Annotated in this window: 15 protein-coding genes; 7 read left to right on the forward strand and 8 right to left on the reverse strand. The window is 67.3% G+C overall.

What is annotated here, in order from left to right; genetic code table 11:
• Positions 1-3 precede the first annotated feature (3 nt).
• Entirely contained in the window at positions 4-2,481 is a 2,478-nt protein-coding gene (gene ligD, locus QOL57_RS19660; protein ID WP_089241885.1) for a DNA ligase D, read from the forward strand.
• A 71-nt stretch (positions 2,482-2,552) separates the two neighbouring features.
• On the opposite strand, the gene QOL57_RS19665 is transcribed toward ligD, so the two are convergent.
• The 3 genes from QOL57_RS19665 to adh all read right to left on the reverse strand — a co-directional run bounded on the left by QOL57_RS19665 (position 2,553) and on the right by adh (position 5,679).
• On the reverse strand, positions 2,553-2,942 hold the full coding sequence (locus tag QOL57_RS19665; RefSeq protein ID WP_089242044.1) for a hypothetical protein: 390 nt from the start codon (positions 2,940-2,942) through the stop codon (positions 2,553-2,555).
• Positions 2,943-3,046: 104 nt separating this feature from the next.
• The gene (gene adhP / locus QOL57_RS19670) at positions 3,047-4,075 is read right to left on the reverse strand and encodes an alcohol dehydrogenase AdhP (protein WP_089241883.1); all 1,029 of its coding nucleotides are present in this window, start codon (positions 4,073-4,075) and stop codon (positions 3,047-3,049) included.
• Positions 4,076-4,149: 74 nt separating this feature from the next.
• Complete coding sequence (adh, locus tag QOL57_RS19675) at positions 4,150-5,679, reverse strand: aldehyde dehydrogenase (RefSeq protein ID WP_089241881.1); 1,530 nt, start codon at positions 5,677-5,679, stop codon at positions 4,150-4,152.
• Between the two features lie 222 nt (positions 5,680-5,901).
• On the opposite strand from adh, the gene QOL57_RS19680 reads away from it, so the two are divergent.
• Positions 5,902-7,752, forward strand: coding sequence for a sigma-54-dependent Fis family transcriptional regulator (locus QOL57_RS19680; protein ID WP_244900860.1), 1,851 nt, complete (start codon positions 5,902-5,904; stop codon positions 7,750-7,752).
• A gap of 51 nt (positions 7,753-7,803) precedes the next feature.
• Here the strand turns inward: QOL57_RS19680 and eda are convergent, their stop codons facing one another.
• Positions 7,804-8,442: a bifunctional 4-hydroxy-2-oxoglutarate aldolase/2-dehydro-3-deoxy-phosphogluconate aldolase gene (gene eda, locus QOL57_RS19685; protein WP_089241877.1), complete on the reverse strand. Its 639-nt coding sequence runs from the start codon at positions 8,440-8,442 to the stop codon at positions 7,804-7,806.
• Positions 8,429-9,448 (reverse strand): sugar kinase, encoded by a 1,020-nt coding sequence (locus QOL57_RS19690; protein WP_089241875.1) that lies wholly within the window; start codon positions 9,446-9,448, stop codon positions 8,429-8,431. Before QOL57_RS19690 ends, eda begins: the two co-directional genes overlap by 14 nt.
• Before the next feature lie 284 nt (positions 9,449-9,732).
• On the opposite strand from QOL57_RS19690, the gene QOL57_RS19695 reads away from it, so the two are divergent.
• Together QOL57_RS19695 and QOL57_RS19700 are read left to right on the forward strand one after the other, a co-directional pair.
• Positions 9,733-12,495 (forward strand): TonB-dependent receptor, encoded by a 2,763-nt coding sequence (locus tag QOL57_RS19695; protein ID WP_089241873.1) that lies wholly within the window; start codon positions 9,733-9,735, stop codon positions 12,493-12,495.
• Between the two features lie 136 nt (positions 12,496-12,631).
• A complete protein-coding gene (locus QOL57_RS19700; RefSeq protein ID WP_089241871.1) occupies positions 12,632-16,435 on the forward strand; it encodes a LamG-like jellyroll fold domain-containing protein in 3,804 nt (1,267 codons plus the stop codon).
• A gap of 92 nt (positions 16,436-16,527) precedes the next feature.
• Here the strand turns inward: QOL57_RS19700 and QOL57_RS19705 are convergent, their stop codons facing one another.
• The 3 genes from QOL57_RS19705 to QOL57_RS19715 are packed head-to-tail and all read right to left on the reverse strand — an operon-like array spanning position 16,528 to position 19,769.
• Positions 16,528-17,115, reverse strand: a complete 588-nt coding sequence (locus QOL57_RS19705) for a cysteine dioxygenase family protein (RefSeq protein ID WP_089241869.1) — start codon at positions 17,113-17,115, stop codon at positions 16,528-16,530.
• 51 nt (positions 17,116-17,166) lie between these two features.
• A complete protein-coding gene (locus QOL57_RS19710) occupies positions 17,167-18,789 on the reverse strand; it encodes a carboxylesterase family protein (protein ID WP_244900858.1) in 1,623 nt (540 codons plus the stop codon).
• Positions 18,786-19,769 (reverse strand): alpha/beta hydrolase, encoded by a 984-nt coding sequence (locus tag QOL57_RS19715; RefSeq protein ID WP_089241865.1) that lies wholly within the window; start codon positions 19,767-19,769, stop codon positions 18,786-18,788. Before QOL57_RS19715 ends, QOL57_RS19710 begins: the two co-directional genes overlap by 4 nt.
• Positions 19,770-19,944: 175 nt before the next feature.
• On the opposite strand from QOL57_RS19715, the gene QOL57_RS19720 reads away from it, so the two are divergent.
• From QOL57_RS19720 to QOL57_RS19730, 3 genes are read left to right on the forward strand one after another with little or no spacing between them, the layout of a single operon-like run.
• Positions 19,945-20,754, forward strand: coding sequence for a 2-keto-4-pentenoate hydratase (locus tag QOL57_RS19720; protein ID WP_176429901.1), 810 nt, complete (start codon positions 19,945-19,947; stop codon positions 20,752-20,754).
• A gap of 39 nt (positions 20,755-20,793) precedes the next feature.
• Complete coding sequence (locus tag QOL57_RS19725) at positions 20,794-21,798, forward strand: TRAP transporter substrate-binding protein (protein WP_089241861.1); 1,005 nt, start codon at positions 20,794-20,796, stop codon at positions 21,796-21,798.
• A 10-nt stretch (positions 21,799-21,808) separates the two neighbouring features.
• Complete coding sequence (locus QOL57_RS19730) at positions 21,809-22,345, forward strand: TRAP transporter small permease (protein ID WP_089241859.1); 537 nt, start codon at positions 21,809-21,811, stop codon at positions 22,343-22,345.
• The last annotated feature ends 1 nt before the right edge of the window (position 22,346 follow it).

Below are 22,346 nucleotides of genomic sequence, written 5' to 3' on the forward strand. Positions count from 1 at the left end.
GCCATGTCGTTGCATCAGTACCGGCGCAAGCGTCGACTGGGCGGAGGCAGCGGGCAGACGCCCGAGCCGGATGAAGCGCCCGCACGGGGTAACCCGAAGCAACGGCCGATCTTCGTGGTTCAACTGCACCACGCCAGCAGCCGACACTACGATTTCCGCCTGGAAATGGATGGCGTGCTGAAGAGCTGGGCGGTGCCGAAGGGGCCGTCGCTGCGGGTGGGTGAGAAGCGCCTGGCGGTGGAGGTGGAAGACCACCCACTGTCCTATGCCGGCTTCGAAGGTGATATTCCGGAAGGACACTACGGCGCCGGGCATGTTGATGTATTCGACCACGGCAGCTGGGCCTGCGAAGGCGATCCGCTGCAGGCACTGGCGGCCGGCAAGATCGACTTCGTGCTGCATGGGCAGCGTCTGGCCGGTGGCTGGAAGCTGGTGCGCACGGCGCTGAAGGGCCGCCAGGTGCAGTGGCTGCTGATCAAGCGCGACGACGAGCAGGCGCGGGATGCCGAAGCGGATGATCTGCTGCACGCGCCGGCAACCAAATCTGCGAAGGCGGCCCGCGCCTCGACGAAGAAGGCGCCTCCAGCGCCGCGTACCGCACACCCACGCAAGGCCGATGCACGCTGGCATGCGCGCGCGCTGAAGCTGGACGGCGCGCGTGACAAGGACTACCCGCGTCAGTTCAAACCACAGCTCACCGATCATCGCGACAGCGCACCGGACGGCGAGCGCTGGCTGCACGAGATCAAGTGGGATGGGTACCGGCTGCTGGCCGATCTGCACGAGGGCGAGGTGAAACTGCGCTCGCGCAATGGCCTGGACTGGACGGCGGATTTTCCCGAGGTGGTGCAGGCCGTACAGGCGCTGCCGGTAAGCGATGCGCGCCTGGATGGGGAACTGGTGGTGCTGGATGACAACGGCCGCAGCGACTTCGCCGCGCTGCAGCGGGTCATCGACGGCAGCTCGAAACAACCATTGCGCTACATCGTGTTCGATCTGCCGGGCGTGGCCGGGGTCGATATCAGCCGCGCGCCGCTGCTGGAACGCAAGGCACTGCTGAAAGAACTGATCGGCGATGCAGTTGGCACGCTGGCCTTCAGCGAACACGTCGTCGACCACGGCCCGGAGGTGTTCGACGCCAGCGGCAAGGCGGGCTTCGAAGGCATCGTCAGCAAGCAGATCGACGCGCCCTATGTGAACACCCGCGCACGCAGTTGGGTGAAGGTGAAGCACGAGGACACCGATGAATTCCTGATCATCGGCCACACCGCACCGAAGGGATCACGGGTGGGATTCGGTTCGCTGCTGCTGGCCACGCCGGACAAGGGCGGCCTGCGCTATGTCGGTCGGGTCGGTACCGGCTTCGACGATGAGAGTCTGCGCGCGCTGTCGGCCACGCTGGCGCCGCTGGCGGCGAAAGCAGCGGTGCTGGAGCTGCCGGCGCACGTGCCGTTCCGTGCGGCCAGCGTGCACTGGGTGAGGCCGGTGACGGTGGCCGAGGTCGCGTTCCGCGGCTGGGGCAAGGAAGGGTTGCTGCGCCAGGCCAGCTTCAAGCGACTGCGCAGTGACAAGAAGAAGGAGGACCTGGCGATGAGCGCAGCACCGGCCGATGATGGCGACGACGTGGCCATCACCCATCCCGAGCGCGTGGTATTTGCGAAGAAGAAGCTCAGCAAGGGTGACGTTGCCGACTACTACCGGCAGATGGCGCGCTGGATCCTGCCGGAAATCAGTGGACGGCCGCTGTCGCTGCTGCGCTGTCCCGATGGCGTGGGCAAGGCCTGTTTCTTCCAGAAGCACCACGGCCAGGGCCTGGGCGACGCCGTGCATGCAGTGCCGCTGCAGCAGAAGAGCGGGCGCGAGGACTACGTCTATATCGATGACGAACGCGGGCTGCTGCAATTGGTGCAGATGAACACCCTGGAGCTGCATCCCTGGGGGGCGACGGTGGCCGACCCCGAGCATCCCGACCGGCTGGTGTTCGATCTTGATCCGGGTGAGGGCGTGAGCTGGGCCGACGTGAAGCGCGGCGCGCGTGATGTGCGCGATCGATTGCAGGAGACCGGGCTGCAGAGCTTCGTGCGGTTGTCGGGCGGCAAGGGCGTGCATGTGGTGGTGCCACTGCAACCTGCGGCCGACTGGGAGGACGCGAAAGCGTTCTGCGAAGCCTTCGCGCAGGCGATGGCCGAACAGGCGCCGGACCGCTATGTGGCGACAATGAGCAAGGCCAAGCGCAGCGGCGTGATCTTCATCGACTGGCTGCGCAATACACGCGGTGCGACAAGCGTGTGTTCGTGGTCGCTGCGTGCGCGCGAGAGCGCGGGCGTGGCGGTGCCGCTGCGCTGGGAGGAACTGGCGCGGGTGAGTGCTGCCGACGCGTTTTCGATGGACAAGGCGTTGGCACGGGCGAAGCGATTGAAAGCGGATCCGTGGCAGGGCATCGAACGGGTGAAGCAGACGCTGCCGACGTTGCAGCGGTAGTGCCGGCCGCTGGCCGGCAACTGCAGGATTGTCGAGGTTGCCGGCCAGCGGCCGGCACTACCGGTATCCGCTCAGCGCGGATCGCGCGATGCGCGACGACCGAACCACCAGCCGACCAGCAACTGCACCGGCAGCGAAACCAGCAGGCCGATGACGAACCACTGTGGGAAATCGCCCCCCATCACCCACAGGCCATAGCCCGCGCCAAGCACCAGCAACGACCAGATCGAAGTGCCATGCGCGCGCGGCCAGCACGGTGCGTAGTAGGTGGCAAAGGCAATGGCGGCGATGCCGCCGAGCACGGTGAATGCCAGGTCCCAGCCGAGCTGCGCCTCGCTTCCCGGCGTCAGGCCCAGCAGCGACGGCAGCCAGCCGGCGCCACTGCTGACCAGGGCCAGCGCGAGCAGCGCGCCGATCAGGGCGAGCAACGAGAGAAAGATGGTCTTGAGCGTGCCGGGCATGCGCGCATTGTACGGCCGCCAGGCTGCCCGGCGCTGCGGGTGGATCGGCATGGCCGCCGTGCCCGTGGGAGAGGGAAACGGACACGGCGGCCATGCACAGGGGGTCAGGCAGCGAAGTCGATCACCACGCGGCCTTCGATGGTGCCCGCGTGCATGCGCGCGAACACATCGTTGACGTTCTCCAGGCGGTCGGTGCTGACCGTGGCGGCGACCTTGCCTTCGGCGGCGAACTGCAGCGATTCCTGCAGGTCCAGGCGGGTGCCGACGATCGAACCGCGCACGGTGACGCCGTTGAGCACCATGCCGAAGATGTCCAGCGGGAAGTTGCCCGGTGGCAGGCCGTTGAGCGAGACCGTGCCGCCGCGCCGCACCATCCCCAGTGCCTGTTCAAACGCCTTGGGCGAAACCGCGGTGACCAGCGCACCATGCGCGCCGCCGATCTCCTTCTTCAGGAACGCGGCCGGATCGGTGGTGCGCGCGTTGACGGTGACCTGCGCGCCCAGGCGCTTGGCCAGCGCCAGCTTGGCGTCGTCCACGTCCACCGCTGCAACGTTCAGGCCCATCGCGCGGGCGTACTGCACGGCCATGTGGCCGAGGCCGCCGATGCCGGAGATCGCCACCCAGTCACCGGGCTTGGTGTCGGTGACCTTCAGGCCCTTGTACACGGTGACGCCCGCGCACAGCACTGGCGCGATCTCCACGAAGCCCACTTCCTTCGGAAGCAGGCCGACATAGTTGGCATCGGCCAGTGCGTACTCGGCGAAGCCGCCGTTGACCGAGTAGCCGGTATTGCGCTGCGTTTCGCACAGCGTTTCCCAGCCGCCCAGGCAGTGTTCGCAATGGCCACACGCCGAGTACAACCAGGGGATGCCGACCCTGTCACCTTCCTTGATGTGCCCTACCCCGCCTCCCACGGCCACGACGTGCCCCACGCCCTCGTGGCCGGGGATGAACGGCGGGTTCGGTCTCACCGGCCAGTCGCCCTCGGCGGCGTGCAGGTCGGTGTGGCAGACGCCACAGGCCTCGATCTTGACCAGCACCTCGCCCGCCCCCGGGCGCGGTACCACGACTTCTTCGATGACCAGCGGCTTGCCGAACTCACGGACAACGGCGGCCTTCATGGTTCTATTCATGCGTGCTTCTCCGTAGTGCGCTTGCAGACAGGATGGCGCCGGCCCCATGCCCGCGCCTTGATCCCGATCAATCCTCAGAAGAAGCCGAGCTTCTTCGGTGCGTAGCTGACCAGCAGGTTCTTGGTCTGCTGGTAGTGGTCGAGCATCATCCGGTGGTTCTCGCGGCCGATACCCGACTGCTTGTAGCCGCCGAACGCGGCGTGTGCCGGGTAGGCGTGATAGCAGTTGGTCCATACCCGCCCGGCCTGGATCGCGCGGCCCACCCGGTACAGGCGCGCGGCATCGCGGCTCCAGACGCCGGCCCCCAGCCCGTACAGCGTGTCGTTGGCGATCTGCAGCGCTTCTTCTTCGGTCTTGAAGGTGGTCACCGACACCACCGGCCCGAAGATTTCCTCCTGGAACACGCGCATGCCGTTGTGGCCCTTGAACACGGTGGGCTGCACATAGAAGCCGCCGGCCAGGTCGCCGCCAAGCGCGGCCTTGTCGCCACCAATCAGCACTTCGGCGCCTTCCTCGCGACCGATGGCGATGTAGGACAGGATCTTCTCCAGCTGCTCGCCCGATGCCTGCGCACCCACCATGGTGTTCGGGTCCAGCGGATTGCCCTGCCGGATCGCCGCCACGCGTTCCAGCACGCGTTCCATGAAGCGTTCGTAGATCGATTCCTGCACCAGCGCGCGCGACGGACAGGTGCAGACCTCGCCCTGGTTGAAGGCGAACATGACGAAGCCTTCAACCGCCTTGTCGAGGAAATCATCGTCCTCGGCCATCACGTCGGCGAAGAACAGGTTCGGCGATTTACCGCCCAGTTCCAGCGTCACCGGAATCAGGTTCTGGCTGGCGTACTGCATGATCAGGCGGCCGGTGGAGGTTTCCCCGGTGAAGGCGATCTTGGCGATGCGCGGGCTGCTGGCCAGCGGCTTGCCCGCCTCCAGGCCGAAGCCGTTGACCACGTTGAGCACGCCCGGCGGCAGCAGGTCGCCGATCACTTCCATCAGCACCAGGATCGATGCCGGGGTCTGCTCGGCCGGCTTGAGCACCACGCAGTTGCCGGCGGCCAGTGCCGGCGCCAGCTTCCAGGCCGCCATCAACAGCGGGAAGTTCCACGGAATGATCTGCCCGACCACGCCCAGCGGTTCGTGGAAATGGTAGGCCACGGTGTCGTCGTCGATCTGCGACAGGCTGCCTTCCTGCGCGCGCAGGCAACCGGCGAAGTAGCGGAAGTGGTCGGCCATCAGCGGCACGTCGGCGTTGAGCGTCTCGCGGATCGGCTTGCCGTTGTCCCAGGTCTCGGCGTGGGCCAGCAGTTCCAGGTTCTGCTCGATGCGATCGGCGATGCGGTTGAGCAGCAGCGCACGGTGTGCGGCTGATGTGCGGCCCCAGGCGTCCTTGGCGGCGTGCGCGGCATCGAGTGCGGCGTCGATGTCCTCGGCGTTGGAGCGGGCCACTTCAGTGAACACCTGGCCGTTCACCGGCGAGATGTTGTCGAAGTACTGGCCGCTGCGCGGGGCGATCCATTCGCCACCGATGTAGTTGCCATAGCGCGGCTTGAACAGGGAGCGCGGATCGGTGGCATGCGGGCGGGCGGACGGTACGGCGTTCATGGCGGCTCCTGTGATGGGCGTGGTGCATGCACAGGCGCAAGGACGATGCCAACCCTGGCCTGCTGCGCTGCATCACGCCTTCATCGCCCGGCCATCGGTCCTCGTGTCGCGCAGGCTGCGGCAGTGCAGCAGGTGCGGCCGTTGCAGGCCGACGCGGGGTGTGCTGTTAATCGGGACAGGTCCCGCAACAACTGTCGCAATGTGCGACACAGGAGGCTGTCGGTGTCCCCGCTTGCTCCCGATCCCCGCCTGGGCAGTGCCCGGCGCAGTTTCTTCGAGCGCGGCGCTGCTCCGGTTGGCGCGGTGCCCGAGGCGATCCTGCATTCCTGGCAGCGCTGCCAGCGGCACGGTCTGCTGGTGGATGCGCAGCCGAGCGCCGAGCCGCTGACCGACCACCGCCTGCGCGAACTGCGCCAGCGCCGCGAGCGCCTGTGGCGACTGGCGCGCCCGGAGCTGGATGGATTGGCGGCGGAAATGACCCACAGCGGCAGCATCGTGCTGCTGACCGATGAGGACGGCTGGATCCTCGACGCCGAAGGCAGCACCGGTTTCCTCGACAAGGCCGGTCGTGTCGCGCTGATGCCGGGCATGCGCTGGGACGAAGGCACGGTCGGCACCAACGCGATCGGCACCGCGCTGGTGGACGGACGCGCGCTGCAGGTGCGTGGCGGCGAACACTACTTCGCGCCGCACGGCATCCTCACCTGTTCAGCGGTGCCGATCCTCGATCCCTATGGGCAGTGCCTGGGTGTGCTCGACGTATCCGGTGATGCGCGGTTGCCGCACCTGCATGCACTGGCACTGGTGCGGCAGGCGGTGGCACAGATCGAGCATCGCGGTTTTGCCGATGGCCTGGCCGACTGCGAGCTGCTGCGCCTGCATCATCAACCCGCGCTGCTCGGCAGTGCGCGCGAAGGCGTGCTCGGCTTCCGCGGCGGACGCTTGATCGCGGCCAATCGTGCCGGGCTGGCGCTGTTCGGGCTCGATCGGCAGGACATCGGCCGCACGCCCTATGAGGCGCTGTTTGAACAACCGCTGTCGCGGCTGGCCGATGACGGCGTGCTGCTTGATCGCCAGGGTCGTCGTTTGTACGGCGTGCGCGAAGCACGTGCGTCGCGACGCAGTGTGGCCACGCCGGTGGCGACCGCGCCGTTGCCGGCCCGCGCGCAGGGGCCGCTGTTCGATAGCGCGCAGCAACAGCAGCTGGCGACAGCCGGGCGTGTGCTGCAGGCCGCGTTGCCCGTGCTGCTGCAGGGCGAGACCGGCACCGGCAAGGAAGTCTTCGCGCGCGAACTGCACGCACGCAGCGTGCGTGCCGGAAAGCCCTTCGTCGCGGTGAACTGCGCGGCGTTGCCGGAAGGCCTGATCGAAGCAGAACTGTTCGGCTACGAGGACGGTGCCTTCACCGGTGCGCGCCGCCAGGGCAGCCCAGGCCTGCTGCGGCAGGCCGAGGGCGGCACGCTGTTCCTCGATGAGATCGGCGACATGCCGCTGGCGCTGCAACCGCGTCTGCTGCGCGTGCTGCAGGAACGCGAGCTGTCACCGCTGGGTGGCGGCAAGCCGGTGAAACTGGATTTCGCGCTGGTCTGCGCCAGCCACTGCGAACTGCCACAGGCGGTGGACGCAGGCCGCTTCCGTGCGGATCTGTATTACCGCATCGCCGACCACGTGGTCACCCTGGCGCCGTTGCGGCAACACCCTGATCGCGGTGCCGTGGTGGATGCCTTGTGGCAGCAACTGGGGCGCGGCCACGAGTTGTCTGCGCCGACGCGCGCGGCACTGTTGGCCCATACCTGGCCCGGCAACCTGCGCCAGCTGAGTGCCTGCCTGCGCACGCTGGCCGCCCTGGCTGAGCCCGGTCAACCGGTGCATCCGCAGCTGCTGCCAGCTGACGTGCGTGCTGGCACGGTGCCCGCGCCAGCACTGCCTGCCAGCGGTGCGCTGGAGGAGATCGCCGAGGCGGCCATGCGCCAGGCGCTGGCCGAGTGCCAGGGCAACGTCAGCGCGGCCGCCAAGCGGCTGGGGATCAACCGCAGCACCCTGTATCGGCGGCTGGGTACGCCACGCGCCTGAGGGGATCTGGTAGCGCCGGGTCTGTGCCCGGCCCCACCAGGGGCGAAGGAATCAGCTGGCCAGCACTGCGGCTTCGCGCGCCAGGCGCTCGACGCTGTCCCAGTCGCGGGTCTGCATCAGCGCGGCGGTGGTCAGCCAGGAGCCGCCCACGCACAGCACGTTGGGCAGGTGCAGGAACTGGCTGGCGGTCTGCGCACTGATGCCGCCGGTCGGACAGAAGCGCACATCAGCGAACGGGCCGTGCCACGCCGACAGCATCGCGGCACCCCCGGCCTGTACCGCGGGGAAGAACTTGAAGGTATCCAGGCCATGTTCCAGGCCGACGATCAGCTCCGAACCGGTGGCCACGCCCGGCAGGTAGGGCAGATCGGCATCGCGTGCGGCGGCGTACAGCCGTGGCGTCGCCCCGGGCGATACCGCGAAGCGGCCGCCGACTTCCTTCACGTCCTGCATCTGTGCAGCATCGAGCACGGTGCCGGCACCGATCACCGCATCCGGTACGGCTTCGACCATTGCCTTGATGGCTTCCAGCGCACGGGGCGTGCGCAGGGTCACCTCGATCACCGGCAGGCCACCACGGAACAGCGCCTGCGCGACCTGCACCGCATCGTCGATGTCATCGGGGGTGAACACCGGAATCACCGGTGCCAGTTTCAGTACCGCACGAACGCGTGGATCAGCGCCGGACATCGAATCGCTCCTCGCCCATCAGGGCCAACACATCAGCTTCGCTGACGGGATTGAAATCGCCGGGAATGGAGTGCTTCAGGCCCCCGGCGGCCAGGCCGAAGCGCACGGTGGCGTCGGCATCGAAGGCGGACAGGATGCCATGCAGGATGCCTGCCGCGAAGGCATCACCGCCGCCGATGCGGTCGACGATGCCCTGCAGCTGGCGCACCGGTGCCTGTGCACGGGTGCCATCGCGGCCCAGCAGCAACGCGCCCAGCGCATGGTGGTCCACGCTCAGCGTCTGCCGCTGGGTGCAGGCCAGCCACTGCAGCTGCGGGAATGCGTCGAATGCCGCTGCTGCTGCTGCTTCCACGCGCGCGACCACGTCGGCCTGTTCGAAGCGCTGGCCGAGGATGACTTCGATATCGCGGTAATCGGCAAAGACGATATCGGCCTGCGCGAACAGTTCGTGCAGGATCACCTGCGCGTCGCCACCCCACCGCTGCCACAGCTTCGGCCGGAAGTTGCCGTCGAAGGACACGCGCACGCCCTGCGCACGGGCGGCGCGCGCTGCGGCCAGCGTGGCCTGCGCCACGTCCGGGCCCAGTGCCGGGCTGACCCCGGACAGGTGCAGCCACTGCGCGCCCTGCAGCAGCGTCGGCCAGTGGTAGTCGGCGGCAGTGCTGTTGGCGAATGCGGAATCGGCACGGTCATAGACCACTTCGCTGGCCCGTTGCACCGCGCCGGTGGTCAGGAAATACAGGCCCATGCGGCCGTCGGCATCTTCGCGCACGCCGCGCGTATCGACGCCATGCCGGCGCAGTTCGGCCAATGCATGCGCGCCCAGCGCGTTGCCGGCGACGGTGCTGACCATGGCCACGTCATGTCCAAAACGGGACAGCGAGACAGCCACGTTCGCCTCGGCACCGCCGACGTGCACCTGCAACTGCGGCGACTGCAGCAGCAGCTCGCGACCGGGCGCACCCAGGCGCAGCAGCAGTTCCCCGAAACACACGATACGACCCATTTCTGCTCCTTCACGCGTGCCGCCCGCATGTGACACTGACGGCGTGGTAGTGGACCACGCGTGGGGCGTGGAATTGGCTAGCGGTGTCATTTCAATCCCGCCCGGCCTTGCCCTAAGCCTACCAAACTGTTGGAAGCATTGTCCTGCAAGCGTCTTGGAGACATTTCAGATCTGTTGCGGTGCAAGATGCCGGATCGGGAACGTGCTGTTAACGTCCGGCCTGACCAGCGGTGTCATAACGCTGAAACAGCCGCGATACCAGACCTTTGGGAGAGGGGAAAGGCATGCATTCTCGGAACCATGAAAAAAAGACACCGGTTACCTTGCTCGCGTTGGCCGTAGCGCTGGCCCTGGCAGGCAACGCCAGCGCGCAGCAGCAGAGCGCCAACCCGAACGCCACCGACCTGGATACGGTCACCGTCACCGGCTACCGCGCCAGCGTGGAGAAGGCGCTGGACATCAAGCGTGGCGAAGCCGGCGTGGTCGATGCCATCGTTGCCGAGGACATCGGCAAGTTCCCCGACCTGAACCTGGCCGAGTCGCTGCAGCGCATCCCGGGCGTGGTCATCACCCGCGAGGCCGGCGAAGGCCGCAACATCTCGGTGCGTGGCCTGGGCCCGGAATTCACCCGCGTGCGCATCAACGGCATGGAAGCACTGACAACTGTCGGTGCCGGTGACCAGAGCGGCGGCACCAACCGTGGCCGTGGCTTCGACTTCAACGTGTTCGCCTCGGACCTGTTCTCGCAGCTGCTGGTGCGCAAGACCGCCTCGGCCGACGTCGAGGAGGGCTCACTGGGCGCCACTGTCGATCTGCGCACCGCGCGTCCGTTCGACTACGACGGCTTCACCTTCGCCGCCAGTGGCCAGGCCAGCTACAACGCGATGGCCGAGAAGGCCGACCCGCGCATCGCCGCGCTGGTCTCCAACACTTTCGCCGATGGCACCTTCGGCGCACTGCTGTCGGTTGCCTATTCCGAGCGCCAGGCGCTGGAGGAAGGTTCCAACACCGGCCGCTGGGCCAACGGCCCGAGCAACGGCAACTTCGCCGCGTCCTCGCCGTTCGCCGCCGCGCGTGGCGCCAACGTGTTCCATCCGCGCTTCCCGCGCTACGTGCAGATGGAACACGAACAGAAGCGACTCGGCGTAACCGGTTCGCTGCAGTGGAAGCCGAACGACGCCACCGAGATCTCGCTGGATGCGCTCTACTCGAAGATCGATGCGACGCGCGACGAGCACTACATCGAAGCGATCTCCTTCAGCCGTGGCGCCAATGCGAGCGCGCGCCTGTCGGGCAAGCCGACCACCATCGTCAAGAATGGTGAGATCCGCGACAGCGCACTGCTCTACGGCGAATTCGACAACGTCGACATCCGCACCGAGAACCGCCACGACGAGTGGAGCACCGAGTTCAAGCAGATCGCGTTGAACGGCCAGCACCGCTTCGGCGATGACTTCACCCTGTCCGGCAAGCTCGGCATCTCGCGCTCCAAGCACGAGAACCCGGTGCAGACCACCGTCATCATGGACAAGTACGACGTCAAGGGTTACAGCTACGACTACCGCGGCAACAGCCGTGCGCCCGTGCTCAACTACGGCATCGACCCGACCAATCCCAACGGCTGGGAACTGGCCGAGATCCGCCTGCGTCCGCAGTATGTGGACAACGACTTCGACACCGGCCAGATCGACTTCAATTGGAACATCAGCCCGGGCTTCCGACTGAAGGGCGGCGTGCTGGCCAAGGACTACACGTTCAAGACCGTCGAACTGCGCCGCGCCAGCGAACTGGCCGTGCCCAACTTCGCCGGCGGCAGCAAGATCGTGCCGGTGAACCTGACCGAGCAGGCTGGACTGAAGGGCATCAGCGGCAGTCCGTCGAACTGGGTCGTGCCGGACCTGGATGCGATCGCCGAACAGCTGGACATCTACAGCAACAGCGGCACCTTCGCCGTCGCCCCGCGTGCCAACAACGTGCGCAGCGTTGAAGAGAAGGACCGTGGCGCCTACCTGATGGGTGAGTTCTCCACCGAACTGGGCTCGCTGCCGCTGTCGGGCAACTTCGGCGTGCGCTACGTGCGCACCAAGCAGTCGTCCACCGGGCAGTCGACGCTGGCCAACGGCACCGTCGAAACCACGGTCAGCCGCACCTACGACGACACCCTGCCCTCGTTCAACCTGGTGGCTGAAGTCACCCCGGACTTCCTGATCCGCCTGGGTGCGGCCAAGGTGATGAGCCGTCCGGGGCTGGGCAGCCTGACGCCGGGCGCGACGGTGGCGGTGGCCGGTGGCGCACGCACCATCTCCAGTGGCAACCCGGTGCTGGATCCGATCCGTGCGACCAATGTCGACCTCGGCTTCGAGTGGTACTTCGCCGAAGGCGCAATGGCGGGCATCGGCCTGTTCTACAAGGACATCGAGAGCTTCGTGCAGACCACCCGCGAAGTGCGTCCGTACAGCGACAGCGGCCTGCCGGCCTCGCTGCTGGTCGGCACCGGCGCCTCGGCCAGCGATGACTTCACCTACAGCAAGCCGGTCAACACCCCGGGCGGCGAACTGCACGGCGCGGAGGCCAACTACACCCAGCCCTTCACCTTCCTGCCAGGCAAGTGGGCGAACCTGGGCGTGCAGTTGAACTACACCTGGGTGGAATCGAAGATCCAGTACATCAACGCGGCCGGGCAACCGGTGATGAAGACCGACCTGACCGGCCTGTCGAAGTCGTCGTGGAATGCCACGCTGTTCTATGAAGGCGAGAAATTCGCGGGGCGCATCTCGGCCACCAACCGCGATGACTACCTGACCCAGGCACCAGGCCAGGAAACCGGCTTCAACCTCGACGGCTACCACGGCATGACCGGTACCACGGTGTTCGATGCGTCCATCCGCTACAAGATCAGCGACCAGCTGGAACTGAGCCTGGAAGGCATCAACCTGACCAACGAGGCGTCCGACGAGTGGGTGTACTCGCCGCTGACCGGTCGCCTGCCGCTGCAGTACACCGAGACCGGCCGCCAGTACCTGCTGGGGCTGCGCTACAAGTTCTGAGCAACGCCGACGGCGTGCCACCCGGCACGCCGTCGTTCGCCATGATCGCTGCTGCGCCGCAAGGTGCCGTCGCGGCGTGGCCTTGCTACGGTCCGGCGGCCCTCGCCGGCCGTCGCCCGTTGAAAGGAAACGCCTGATGCCGCACCGCTCGACCCTGTCCCGCTGCCTGCTGCTCGCAGCGGCCCTGGCTGCCGGCCCCGCGATGGCCGCCACCGATGCGCCCACGCTGCTGTTCCACGTCGATGCCGGCAAGGATCTTGAGGCCGTGGTGGCGCACGGGGAAGCGGTGCCGAACTTCCGCGACAAGGTCGACATCGTCGACGACGGAGCGCGCGGCAAGGCGATCCAGTGGCAGGACGACGGCGTGCTGGCCTGGGATGCGCCCGGCAACATCCTCGCCCAGCGCGGCACCCTCGCCTTCGACTGGCGCGCGCGCTACGCGGTGGGCGAAGCACCGTTCGTGATCTTCCGCGTCGGCTATGCCGACCACAGCAGCTGGGACATGGCCTGGCTGCGCATCGACTGGAACGGGCACGGCTTCGATGCGTTCGTCACCGATGCCAACCTCGCCCGCACGCGCGTGTCGTTCCGCATGGACACGCCGCCACGCGCGGACCAATGGTTGCACCTGGCCTTCGCCTGGGATGAAGACCAGGGCGTGCGCCTGTTCGTCGATGGCCGCGAGGTGGCGCGTGTGCAGGCCAGCGGTGACTACGATGCAGCGCTGGACCAGCTTGGCCTGGCCGGACGGGTGATGGCGCCCTACCAGGTGCAGAGCCGCTACAACTTCCTGCGCGGCAGCGATTTCCAGCACATCCGCGTGTATGACCGCATGCTTGATGCTGCGGCGGTCAGTGCGCTCGCGCGTGGCAAGGCCGTCACCAGCGCCGTTGCCAGCGCCAGCGATGACCGCGCCTGGCGCCATCGCTTCGGCTGGGACGGCGCACCGCCACCGGCATTGACCGCAGCCAGCACGCGTATCCGCAAGATCGAATTTGCCGATACCCGCGATATGAAGGCATGGATGTGGAAGGCCACCGACGGCATCGCCGAAACCACCTGGCCGGGGGTCTACAACCGCTCGCGGCTGCCAGGCCGCAACGACTACTTCCAGTTGCCGGACTGGAACACCTATGTGGAAAGCGGACAGCACCTGGACCTGACCGTGCCGGCCGGCGAGACCGTTAACCGCGTGGAGATCCGCGGTGCGGCGTTCGGCACGCTGGCCCATGGCCGCGATGCGGCGCACGCCACGCAGGTGCTGGCAACGCGTCCCCAGGGCGTGGTGCGCAGCGTCGACGACATACCGGCGCAGACCGGGGGCGTGCTGCGTTTCAGCAACGTTGAACAGGAAACGCCGATCCAGGAAATCTGGGCGTATGACGTGAGCGAAGGCGCCGAGCCTGATGGCACAGTCAAGCAGACCTATGTCATCGACAGCCAGGCGCTACCCGACTACACCAACCTGGACACCTTGCGCCGCTACATCGACGGCCGCTACCCGCTCGCCGAACGCAGCACGGTGATGGCGCTGCCGAAGGGCGCAGGCTCGCGACGTCGCAGCGCCGACACGCTGCCGGCCCAGCCGGAACCGATCGTGCACGTGCTGATTCCCTCCGGCGTGGGCGATGCGCCGGCCAACCAGCCGTTGATCCGCAGCTGGGCCTACAGCTGGGAGAACATGCATGACGGCCTGGACGGCGTGGCCATCGACATCCCCGCGCTGGACCTGCCGACCACGCACGACGGCCTGATCCCGCTGAACATCCGCATCAAGGATCCGATCTGGCCGGCGCGCGACATGATCGATGTTTCCGTCTCGGTGCAACCGGGCAAGAAACGCACGTTGTGGCTGGACCTGCGCGACCGCATCCTCACCGCCGACAGCCTGTGGATGAGCATCGCCTCGGCCGCGTCCGGCTTCGACGCCAAGGCACTCGACGGTGCGCAGGTGCAGCTGGTGTTCAAGCCACGCGCCGAGGCGATCAAGGAGCATGTGGCCGACCGCTTCAACCAGGTGCGCGACAACTGGGGCTTCCTGGTGGAGGAACACACCACCTCCAAGCGCCAGCGCCTGTACGCGCGCGTATACGCGGACCTGAGCGACCTGCTGCGGGTCGACCCGGACCACGAACTGGGCCGGTTGTACTGGAACTACATCAGCTACAACAGCCAGGGCCGACCACCCTACATCGCGCCGGACGTGCCCAAGGGCGTACCGGCGTGGGCGTTCCACCAGGTGCAGGACCTGGCCCAGGTGCGGCGGTTCGTCGACTGGTGGATCGATCAGCGCCAGGCGGCCTACGGCGATTTCGGTGGCGGCATCTCCGACGATTCCGACCTGACCCAGCAATGGCCGGGACTGGCCCTGATGGGCGTGCAGCCGGACCGCTTGAATGCGTCGCTGACCGCGCTGTCGGATGCGGTGTACCGCAATGGCATGTTCAGCAATGGCTTGAGCACCATCGAGACCGACGAGCTGCATGCCTACGAGGAAGGCATCAACACCAACAGCGCGATGCTCTACCTCAACTGGGGCGATCCGCTGACCCTGGAACGACTGATGGAAACGGTGAAGGCGTTCGACGAGCGCATCATCCTGCGCAACCCGCAGGGCCATCTGCTGTTTTCCAGCAACTGGTTCGGTGGCAACATGGTCTATCGCGAACCGAACTGGCAATGGCAGAAGCCATACTCGTTCCCGGTGCTGCATCCGGCCTTCCTGCTGGGCCAGTACAACGCCGACCCGACCGGGCGCCGGCTGGTGATCGGCCTGGCGGACGGCTATCTGGCCCATGCCGGCAGCGACGACAAGGGCCGCTTCACCCTGCCCAACGAGATCAACTGGGCGACGGGTAAAACCCGTGGCGGCGAGCTCAACAACGGCTCCGGCAGCGGCGACACCATGCACACGTTCTGGGCGGCATGGCGCTGGACCGGCGATGCGAAGTACCTGCAGGCGCTGGACTACCGCGTGCAGCGCGGCGGGCCCGGCGCGCTGGCCAACCTCGGCGAGAACTACGTGGAGGCGCTCGGCCGGCAGCAGGACTGGTACCCGCTGCTGACCGCCGAGGCCGATGCCGGGAAGACCGGCTTCGCCAGCCTGATGGCATGGCAGGCCAGCGGGGAACGGAAGTACATCGATGCACTGCATGCGGATGGTCTGCAGGCCAAGGTCCAACGTGCGTACATGAACACCGAAGGCCATTGGTGGTCCGACCGGGTGGAAGCGCCGAGCGAGTTCCTGCAGCGTGCGCGGCTGGGCGGCATCGCCCTGAAGCGCAACCAGAGCTGGCCCGGGCACACCGTCAGCTGGCGCTTCGATCGTGAGGGTGCCGCCGAACAGGTGGCGCTGCTGGTGCATGCGCCCTCGCGCGAGCGCTTCACGGTCACCAGCCATAACCTCGGTTCGCGCGTGATCGCCGCTGACATGACCGGTTGGAACGTGGGCAGCGGTACCTGGCGCGTGCGCAGTGGCGTGGATGCCAACGGCTATGGTCGCATCGACGGTACGCCGCGCGAGCGCGTGGTGCAGCTGGAAACGAGTGCTTCGGTACCGATGCAGTTCCAACCCGGTCGCACCGAAGTATTCGAGTTCGAGCGCGTGTCTGCGGGGACGCCGGTGGAAACGCGCCCGGATCTGGGCGTGGGCCGTGGTGATGTGCGGATGGACGGGGGCCAGGTACACGTGACGGTGCATGGCCTTGGGCACGTGGCCAGTGGCATGGGCGTGGCGGTGCTGGAAGATGCGCGCGGCCGCGAGATCGCACGCACCGAAGTGCCGGCGATGGCTGCACCGACTGACCTGTTGCCGAAGACGACGGCGGTGTCGTTGCCGTTGCCTGCCGGTGATCGAAGTGGCCTGCGCGTGCGTGTTGCACTGGCCGACGGCGGAGAGGAAGTCACGCGGCTCAACAATGTGACCGACGTGCCGCGATGAATTCCGCGTTCCGCCGGGCATGGCCCGGCGCTACCGATGAATCGGTTGCGCACAAGCCCTGGTAGCGCCGGGCCATGCCCGACGGAATGCGATCAGGACGCTTCGGTCTCCATCACCTTCACCCGGCGCTGGTACCAGCCGTCATCCAGCGGATCGAACACCGCGCTGCGCTCCATCACACCCTGGTACACGTGTACCGACACGGCTATGTCCTGATCGCTGGCATTGCGCAGCGTGTGGTACTCGTGCGGCGGGATCAGGCTGCCGGCGCTGCCGCGGTGCCCGTACAGCGTGTCCTGCGCGGCGAAGCGGTGACGCTCGCCACGTTGTTCCAGCAGCGCATACGGGGTCACAATCAACTCGCCCTGCCAGACCCCCTCCACGCACCACATCGCATCGTGGTCGTGCAGTGGCGTGCCCTGCCCCGGGCCCCAGCACATCGCAATGACGCTGTAGCCCAGCGTAGGGCTGCGGTGCAGTTCACGGCGTGCGTAATGGCCATCCACCGGGCGACGTACGCAGGGAGGCAGTTCGATCAGCGGATCGATGATGGCCTCGCGCAGCACCCGCTGCAGTGCATCGGTGATCGCCTTCGGATCAACCAGGCAGACGGCGCCGTCGATCCCTGCAATCAAGCGCTCGCGGCCGGCGAACGGCGGTGGCGTGAACATCGCTTCCATGAACCGACTCTAGCCGAGGCGGGTTAACAGAATGTTTGCATCGCGGTGTCATCACTGCGTGCCGCGCTGCACGAACGGCACTTTTGCATAGAGCGCGCGCTCTCCTGCGCGTGGATCGTCAACCATGCGGCTGTGACGATCGAACACCATCGTCTGCCGATGCGGCAATGAATACGGGGCCCATTCCGACATTCCCGTGTGATTCGGATCACCGGAACGCGCAAACGCAATCAGGGCATCGCTCATCGTCGCCGCCAGTGCAATGGCTTCTTCACCGCCGCCGGTGCGGGCACCGGGCAGGCCGGCGTTGGCGAACACCAGCGGAATATCCAGCGTGTGGAACGCGCGCAGACGTCCCTCTTCCACCGGTGACGGCCAATCGAGCTGGTAGGCCCAGGTCGGTGCGGCACCGGTTGTCTGCCGGGCGCGCGCCTCCAGTTCTTCCACTGCACCACGCCATGAACGACCGGCCGTGGTGGCGGCGAAGAACACCTCTGATGGCGTGTAGTGCGGATACAGGCGTCGATATTCTGCGATCACCACCGAAGGTAAAAGATCGACGAACTGCTGCTTCTCCAGTTGCGCCGGCAGGCTCTCCCAGGTCAGCGTGAAGTTGGCCGGGTCGTTGCCAAGGAACGCGCGCGTCTCGTCGCGGGTGTTGCCGATCACCATCGGAATCGACGCCGACTGCATAGGTGCCTGTGGCCAGAACGGATGCACCGGCAGCACCACCTCATCCAGCACCGGGCCGAAATACAGCGCGCTGCTTTCCACCCGCGAAGGATCGCGTGCGCGGGTGGCGGCCAGCAGGTCGGCCGTCGGCAGGCGCAGCAGTGCCTGCAGGTCGCGCGCGCCCACGGCGTCCATCGCAATCGAAGCGCGTTGCGCCGCCGCACGTGGACCGGCCGCGGTGACCTGCTGCCCGCTCATCGTCCACGCGCGCTGGAACAGGCCCTTTGCCGCGGGCATCGCCATCAGCGTGGCGATCTTGGCGCCGCCACCGGACTGCCCGAACACGGTGATGTTGCCGGCATCGCCACCGAACACCGCTGCGTGCTCACGCACCCATTGCAGCGCCTGCACCAGGTCGAGCTGGCCGACGTTGCCGGAGGCCGCATAGCGCGGGTCGCCCAACGCGCCCAGGTACAGGTAACCGAAGGTGTTCAGGCGATGATTGACGGTGACCACCACCACGTCGCCGCGTCGGCACAACGCGCTGCCGTCGTACAGCGGGTCGCTGCCGGAACCGTTGTTGAAGCCGCCACCATGCAGGTAGACCAGGATCGGCCGCTTGCCGCCGTCGCCGAGCGCTGGTGTCCATACGTTGAGGAACAGGCAATCTTCGCTGCCCGGACCATCCGCCCCCGTCTGTGGTGCAGATGCGGCGTATTCCAGGGCGTCGGCGATACCCCGCCAGCCTGTCTCGCGGCGCGGCGGCTGGAAACGGTAGGCCGCAGTTTCGGAGCCATATCGCAGGCCGCGGAACACGTGAACCCCCTGCTCGCGCTGGCCGCGCACGCGGCCGCCACGGACGCGCGCAACGATCTGTATGTCAGCACGTGGTCCAGGCATCGCGGATACAGGAAGCGCCGCGAGAGTGGCCGTGGCCAGCGCCCAGCGTGCACTGTCGAGCAGGAAACGGCGGCGCTGCAGGTTGGCATCCGCTTGGTTCAATGTGCCGCCTCCGTTGCCTGCAGCCAGCGTTGTGCCAGCAGCGGCCATACGGCCAGCGTTGAATCAGGTGGCATGCGCATGCCGAAGCCATGGCCGCCGTGGGCGAACAGGTGCAGTTCGTGCTCGACGCCTGCCTTGGCCAGCGCCTGCGCCATCACTTCGCTGTTGTGCACGCTGACCACGCGGTCGTCGTTGGCGTGGATCAGCAGCGTCGGCGGCATGTCCGCGCGTACGTGCTGCTGCATCGAATACTGCGCCGCCAGCGCCGCATCGGCCTGCCCGCCCAGCAGACGTCCGCGTGAGCCGCTGTGTGCATGCGGACCCATGTCGATCACCGGATACATCAGCACCGCGCGGGCGGGACGCGCGCTGAGGCGGTCGATGGCATCGCGCGGCGGGTAGGCGGGCGCATCGAAGCTGGTGGCCAGCCGTGCGGCGACGTGGCCACCGGCGGAGAAACCCATCACCGACACGCTGTCGGCACCTAGCTTGCGCCTCACGGCCTGGTCGCGCACCACGCGCAGAGCACGCTGTGCGTCCGCCAGCGCCGCCTGGCGGTCGCGGCCGGCCTGCGGCAGGCGGTAGCGCAGCACGAACAGGGTGTAGCCGGCACGGTCCACCCACTCCGGCACCAGCGCGCTGTCCTCCTTGTCGATCACCACGCGCTGGTAGCCGCCACCGGGAATCACCAGCAGCGCGCGGCCGTTGCCGTGGGCCGGTGTGTGCACCAGCAGGTAGGGCGCATCGACCTGGTCGATGAAGCGATCGGGATGGGCCGGATCATCGCTGCGCTCGACCACGCGCGCCGGCCGCGCAGTACCGGTCTCGCCGGGCACCTGTCCGGCCGGCCACAGGGGTATCTGTTCACCAGCCAGCTCTTTGCCCAGCCGCTCGCCCGCGCGCAGCGGCGCATCGACGGCGGACGCAGTGATGGCCAACAGCAGGCCGGTCAGCAACAACAGGACACGTGAAAAACGCATGGTGGACAGGGCTCCAACGGGGAGGCAACAGAGTGGCCGAGGTCACCGGCAAGCGCTCGTGATGCGCTGCGGCTTGCACGATGACACCGGTTTACCATATACACCTCCTGCAGACGCTGTCGATGGGCAGTGCAACAACGCCAGAGGGAGACCGTTCTTGAGCAACGAACACGGCATACATGGGCAGACGCCGCCGCCGGACGATACGGCCGCGATCGCCCACGCCTTCACCACCGCGCGCCGCGCCGGCCAGGCCCTGCCCGGCTTCCCGGGCCTTGTCCCGCCTGACCTGGTGGCTGCCTACCAGGTGCAGGATCTGGCCATCGCCAGCTGGGATGACCACGTGGTCGGCTGGAAGGTCGGCTACATCGCCGCCGAGCGCCGCGATGCATCCGGCGACGACCGTCTGCTGGGCCCGGTTTTCTCGCGTCAGCTGAAAAATGCTACCGGTGGAACAGTGAACATCCCGGTGTTCGTCGGCGGCTTCGGCGCGGTCGAGGCGGAGTACGTGCTGGAGCTGTTGGAGGACGCTCCGGCCGCGCAGCTGCACTGGTCACCCGAGCAGGCCGAAGCGCTGCCGGCGCGCCTGTACATCGGCGTGGAAGTGGCCAGCAGCCCGCTGGCGACGATCAACCAACTCGGCCCACGCGTGGTGGTGTCCGACTTCGGCAACAACAATGGCCTGGTGCTGGGGCCGGAGATCGCCGACTGGACCGCCCGCGACGAGACCGACCTGCGCGCCGAAACCCTGATCGAGGGCGAGGTGGTCGGCACCGGCGGAGCGACCCGCCTGCCCGGTGGCCTGCGCGCGGCGTACGCGTTCGCGCTGTCCCGTTCGGCACTGCGCGGCCGGCCGTTGCGGCGCGGCGACCTGATCGCCACCGGCAACGCCACCGGCATCCATGACATCACCGTGGGACAGACGGCGCTGGTGCGGTTTGCCGGCATCGGCGAGATTGCCTGCAGGGCCGTGCCGGCCGGGTAACCGCCGCACGATCCGGTGAACACGCGCGGGAGGGCGCAGATGATCACACGACGACACTTCCTGGCCGGTGGCGCTGCTGCGCTGGCCACCCCGATGCTCGCGGCCTGTGGCCGTGGGCCCGCAGATGCCATCGACGGTGGCCAGCTGCTGACCGCCACCGACGTGCATGTGGCCGACTACCCCACCGTGACCGCGGTGAAGTGGATCGGCGAAACGCTGCAGCGCGAAAGCAACGGTCGCCTGTGCCTGCGGCAATACCATTCCGGCCAGCTGGGTCGCGAATCGGAAGCGATCGACATGGCCCGTTTCGGTGCCATCGACATCACCCGCGTGTATGCCGGTGCGTTGAACAACGCATTTCCGCTGACCCAGGCACTGTGCCTGCCGTACGTGTTCGAGTCGGTGGCGCACCAGCGCGCCGCACTCGATGGCGGCATCGCCGAGGCGGTGCTGCGTGGTTTCGAGAGTCGCGACCTGGTCGGCCTGGCGATCTATGATTCCGGCGCGCGCTGCTTCTACAACACCAAGCATCCCATCGTGCAGCCCAGTGATCTGCACGGGCTGAAACTGCGCGTGGCGTCCTCGGACATCTTCATCCAGCTGATGCGCCTGCTCGGCGCCAACCCGACGCCGATGTCGCTGGGCGACACGTTCTCCGGCATGGAGACGCACATGATCGACGGCGCCGAGAACAACATGCGCAGCTTCCATTCCAGCCGCCACTTCGAAGCCGCGCACTACTGGTCGCAGAGCGATCACTCGTATGCGCCGGACGTGCTGTTGATGTCGCGCGCCAGCTTCGAGCGCCTGCAGCCGGCTGATCGCCAGCTGCTGCTGGAGACCGCACGCGCCTCGGTGAAGGTGATGCGCGCGCAATGGGATGCCTCCGAAGATGCCGCGCGCCGCGCGGTGCTGGCCTCTGGCGTGAAAGCCAACGAGGTGGACCTTCCCGCGTTCCGCGCCGCCGCCCAGCCGCTGCTGCAGCAGTACCTGCAGCAACCCGAGCTGGCCGCGCTGGTCGCCCGCATCCGCGCTGCCGCCTGAGGACACTGCCATGACCGAGACGACGATTGCCGCCGCCGGCCCCGGCCAGCGCCTGCTGGACCGCATCGCCGACATCGCCATCTACTTCGCCGTGGCCGCGCTGCTGGGCCTGGTAGTGGTGCAGGGCTGGCAGGTGTTCGCCCGCTATGTGATCAACGATTCGCCCAGCTGGACCGAGCCGGTGACCCTGCTGCTGCTGGCCACAGCCATGAGCCTGGGCGCGGCCTGCGGCGTGCACACCAATCGCCACTTCGGCTTCTTCCTGCTGCACGCCTACATGGGCGCCGGCCTGCGCCGGGCGGTGGATGTGTTCACCCAGCTGGTGGTGGCCGTGCTGGGTGGCTTCATCGCGTTCTGGTCGGCCGACCTGCTGCTCGATGGCATGGACATCAAGACCGCCGGCGCCAACCTGCCGCAGAGCATCAACTACCTGCCGCTGGCCGTGGGCGGTGCGCTGATGCTGTTGTTCGCACTGAACCGTGCGTGGAAGGCGCTGCAGGTCACGGCAGCCGATGCCGACGCCGTCGACGCTGAAGGAGATCGTTGAT

The organism is Stenotrophomonas sp. yr243 (assembly GCF_900184195.1).
In the GTDB taxonomy this organism is placed as follows: Bacteria; Pseudomonadota; Gammaproteobacteria; order Xanthomonadales; family Xanthomonadaceae; genus Stenotrophomonas; species Stenotrophomonas lactitubi.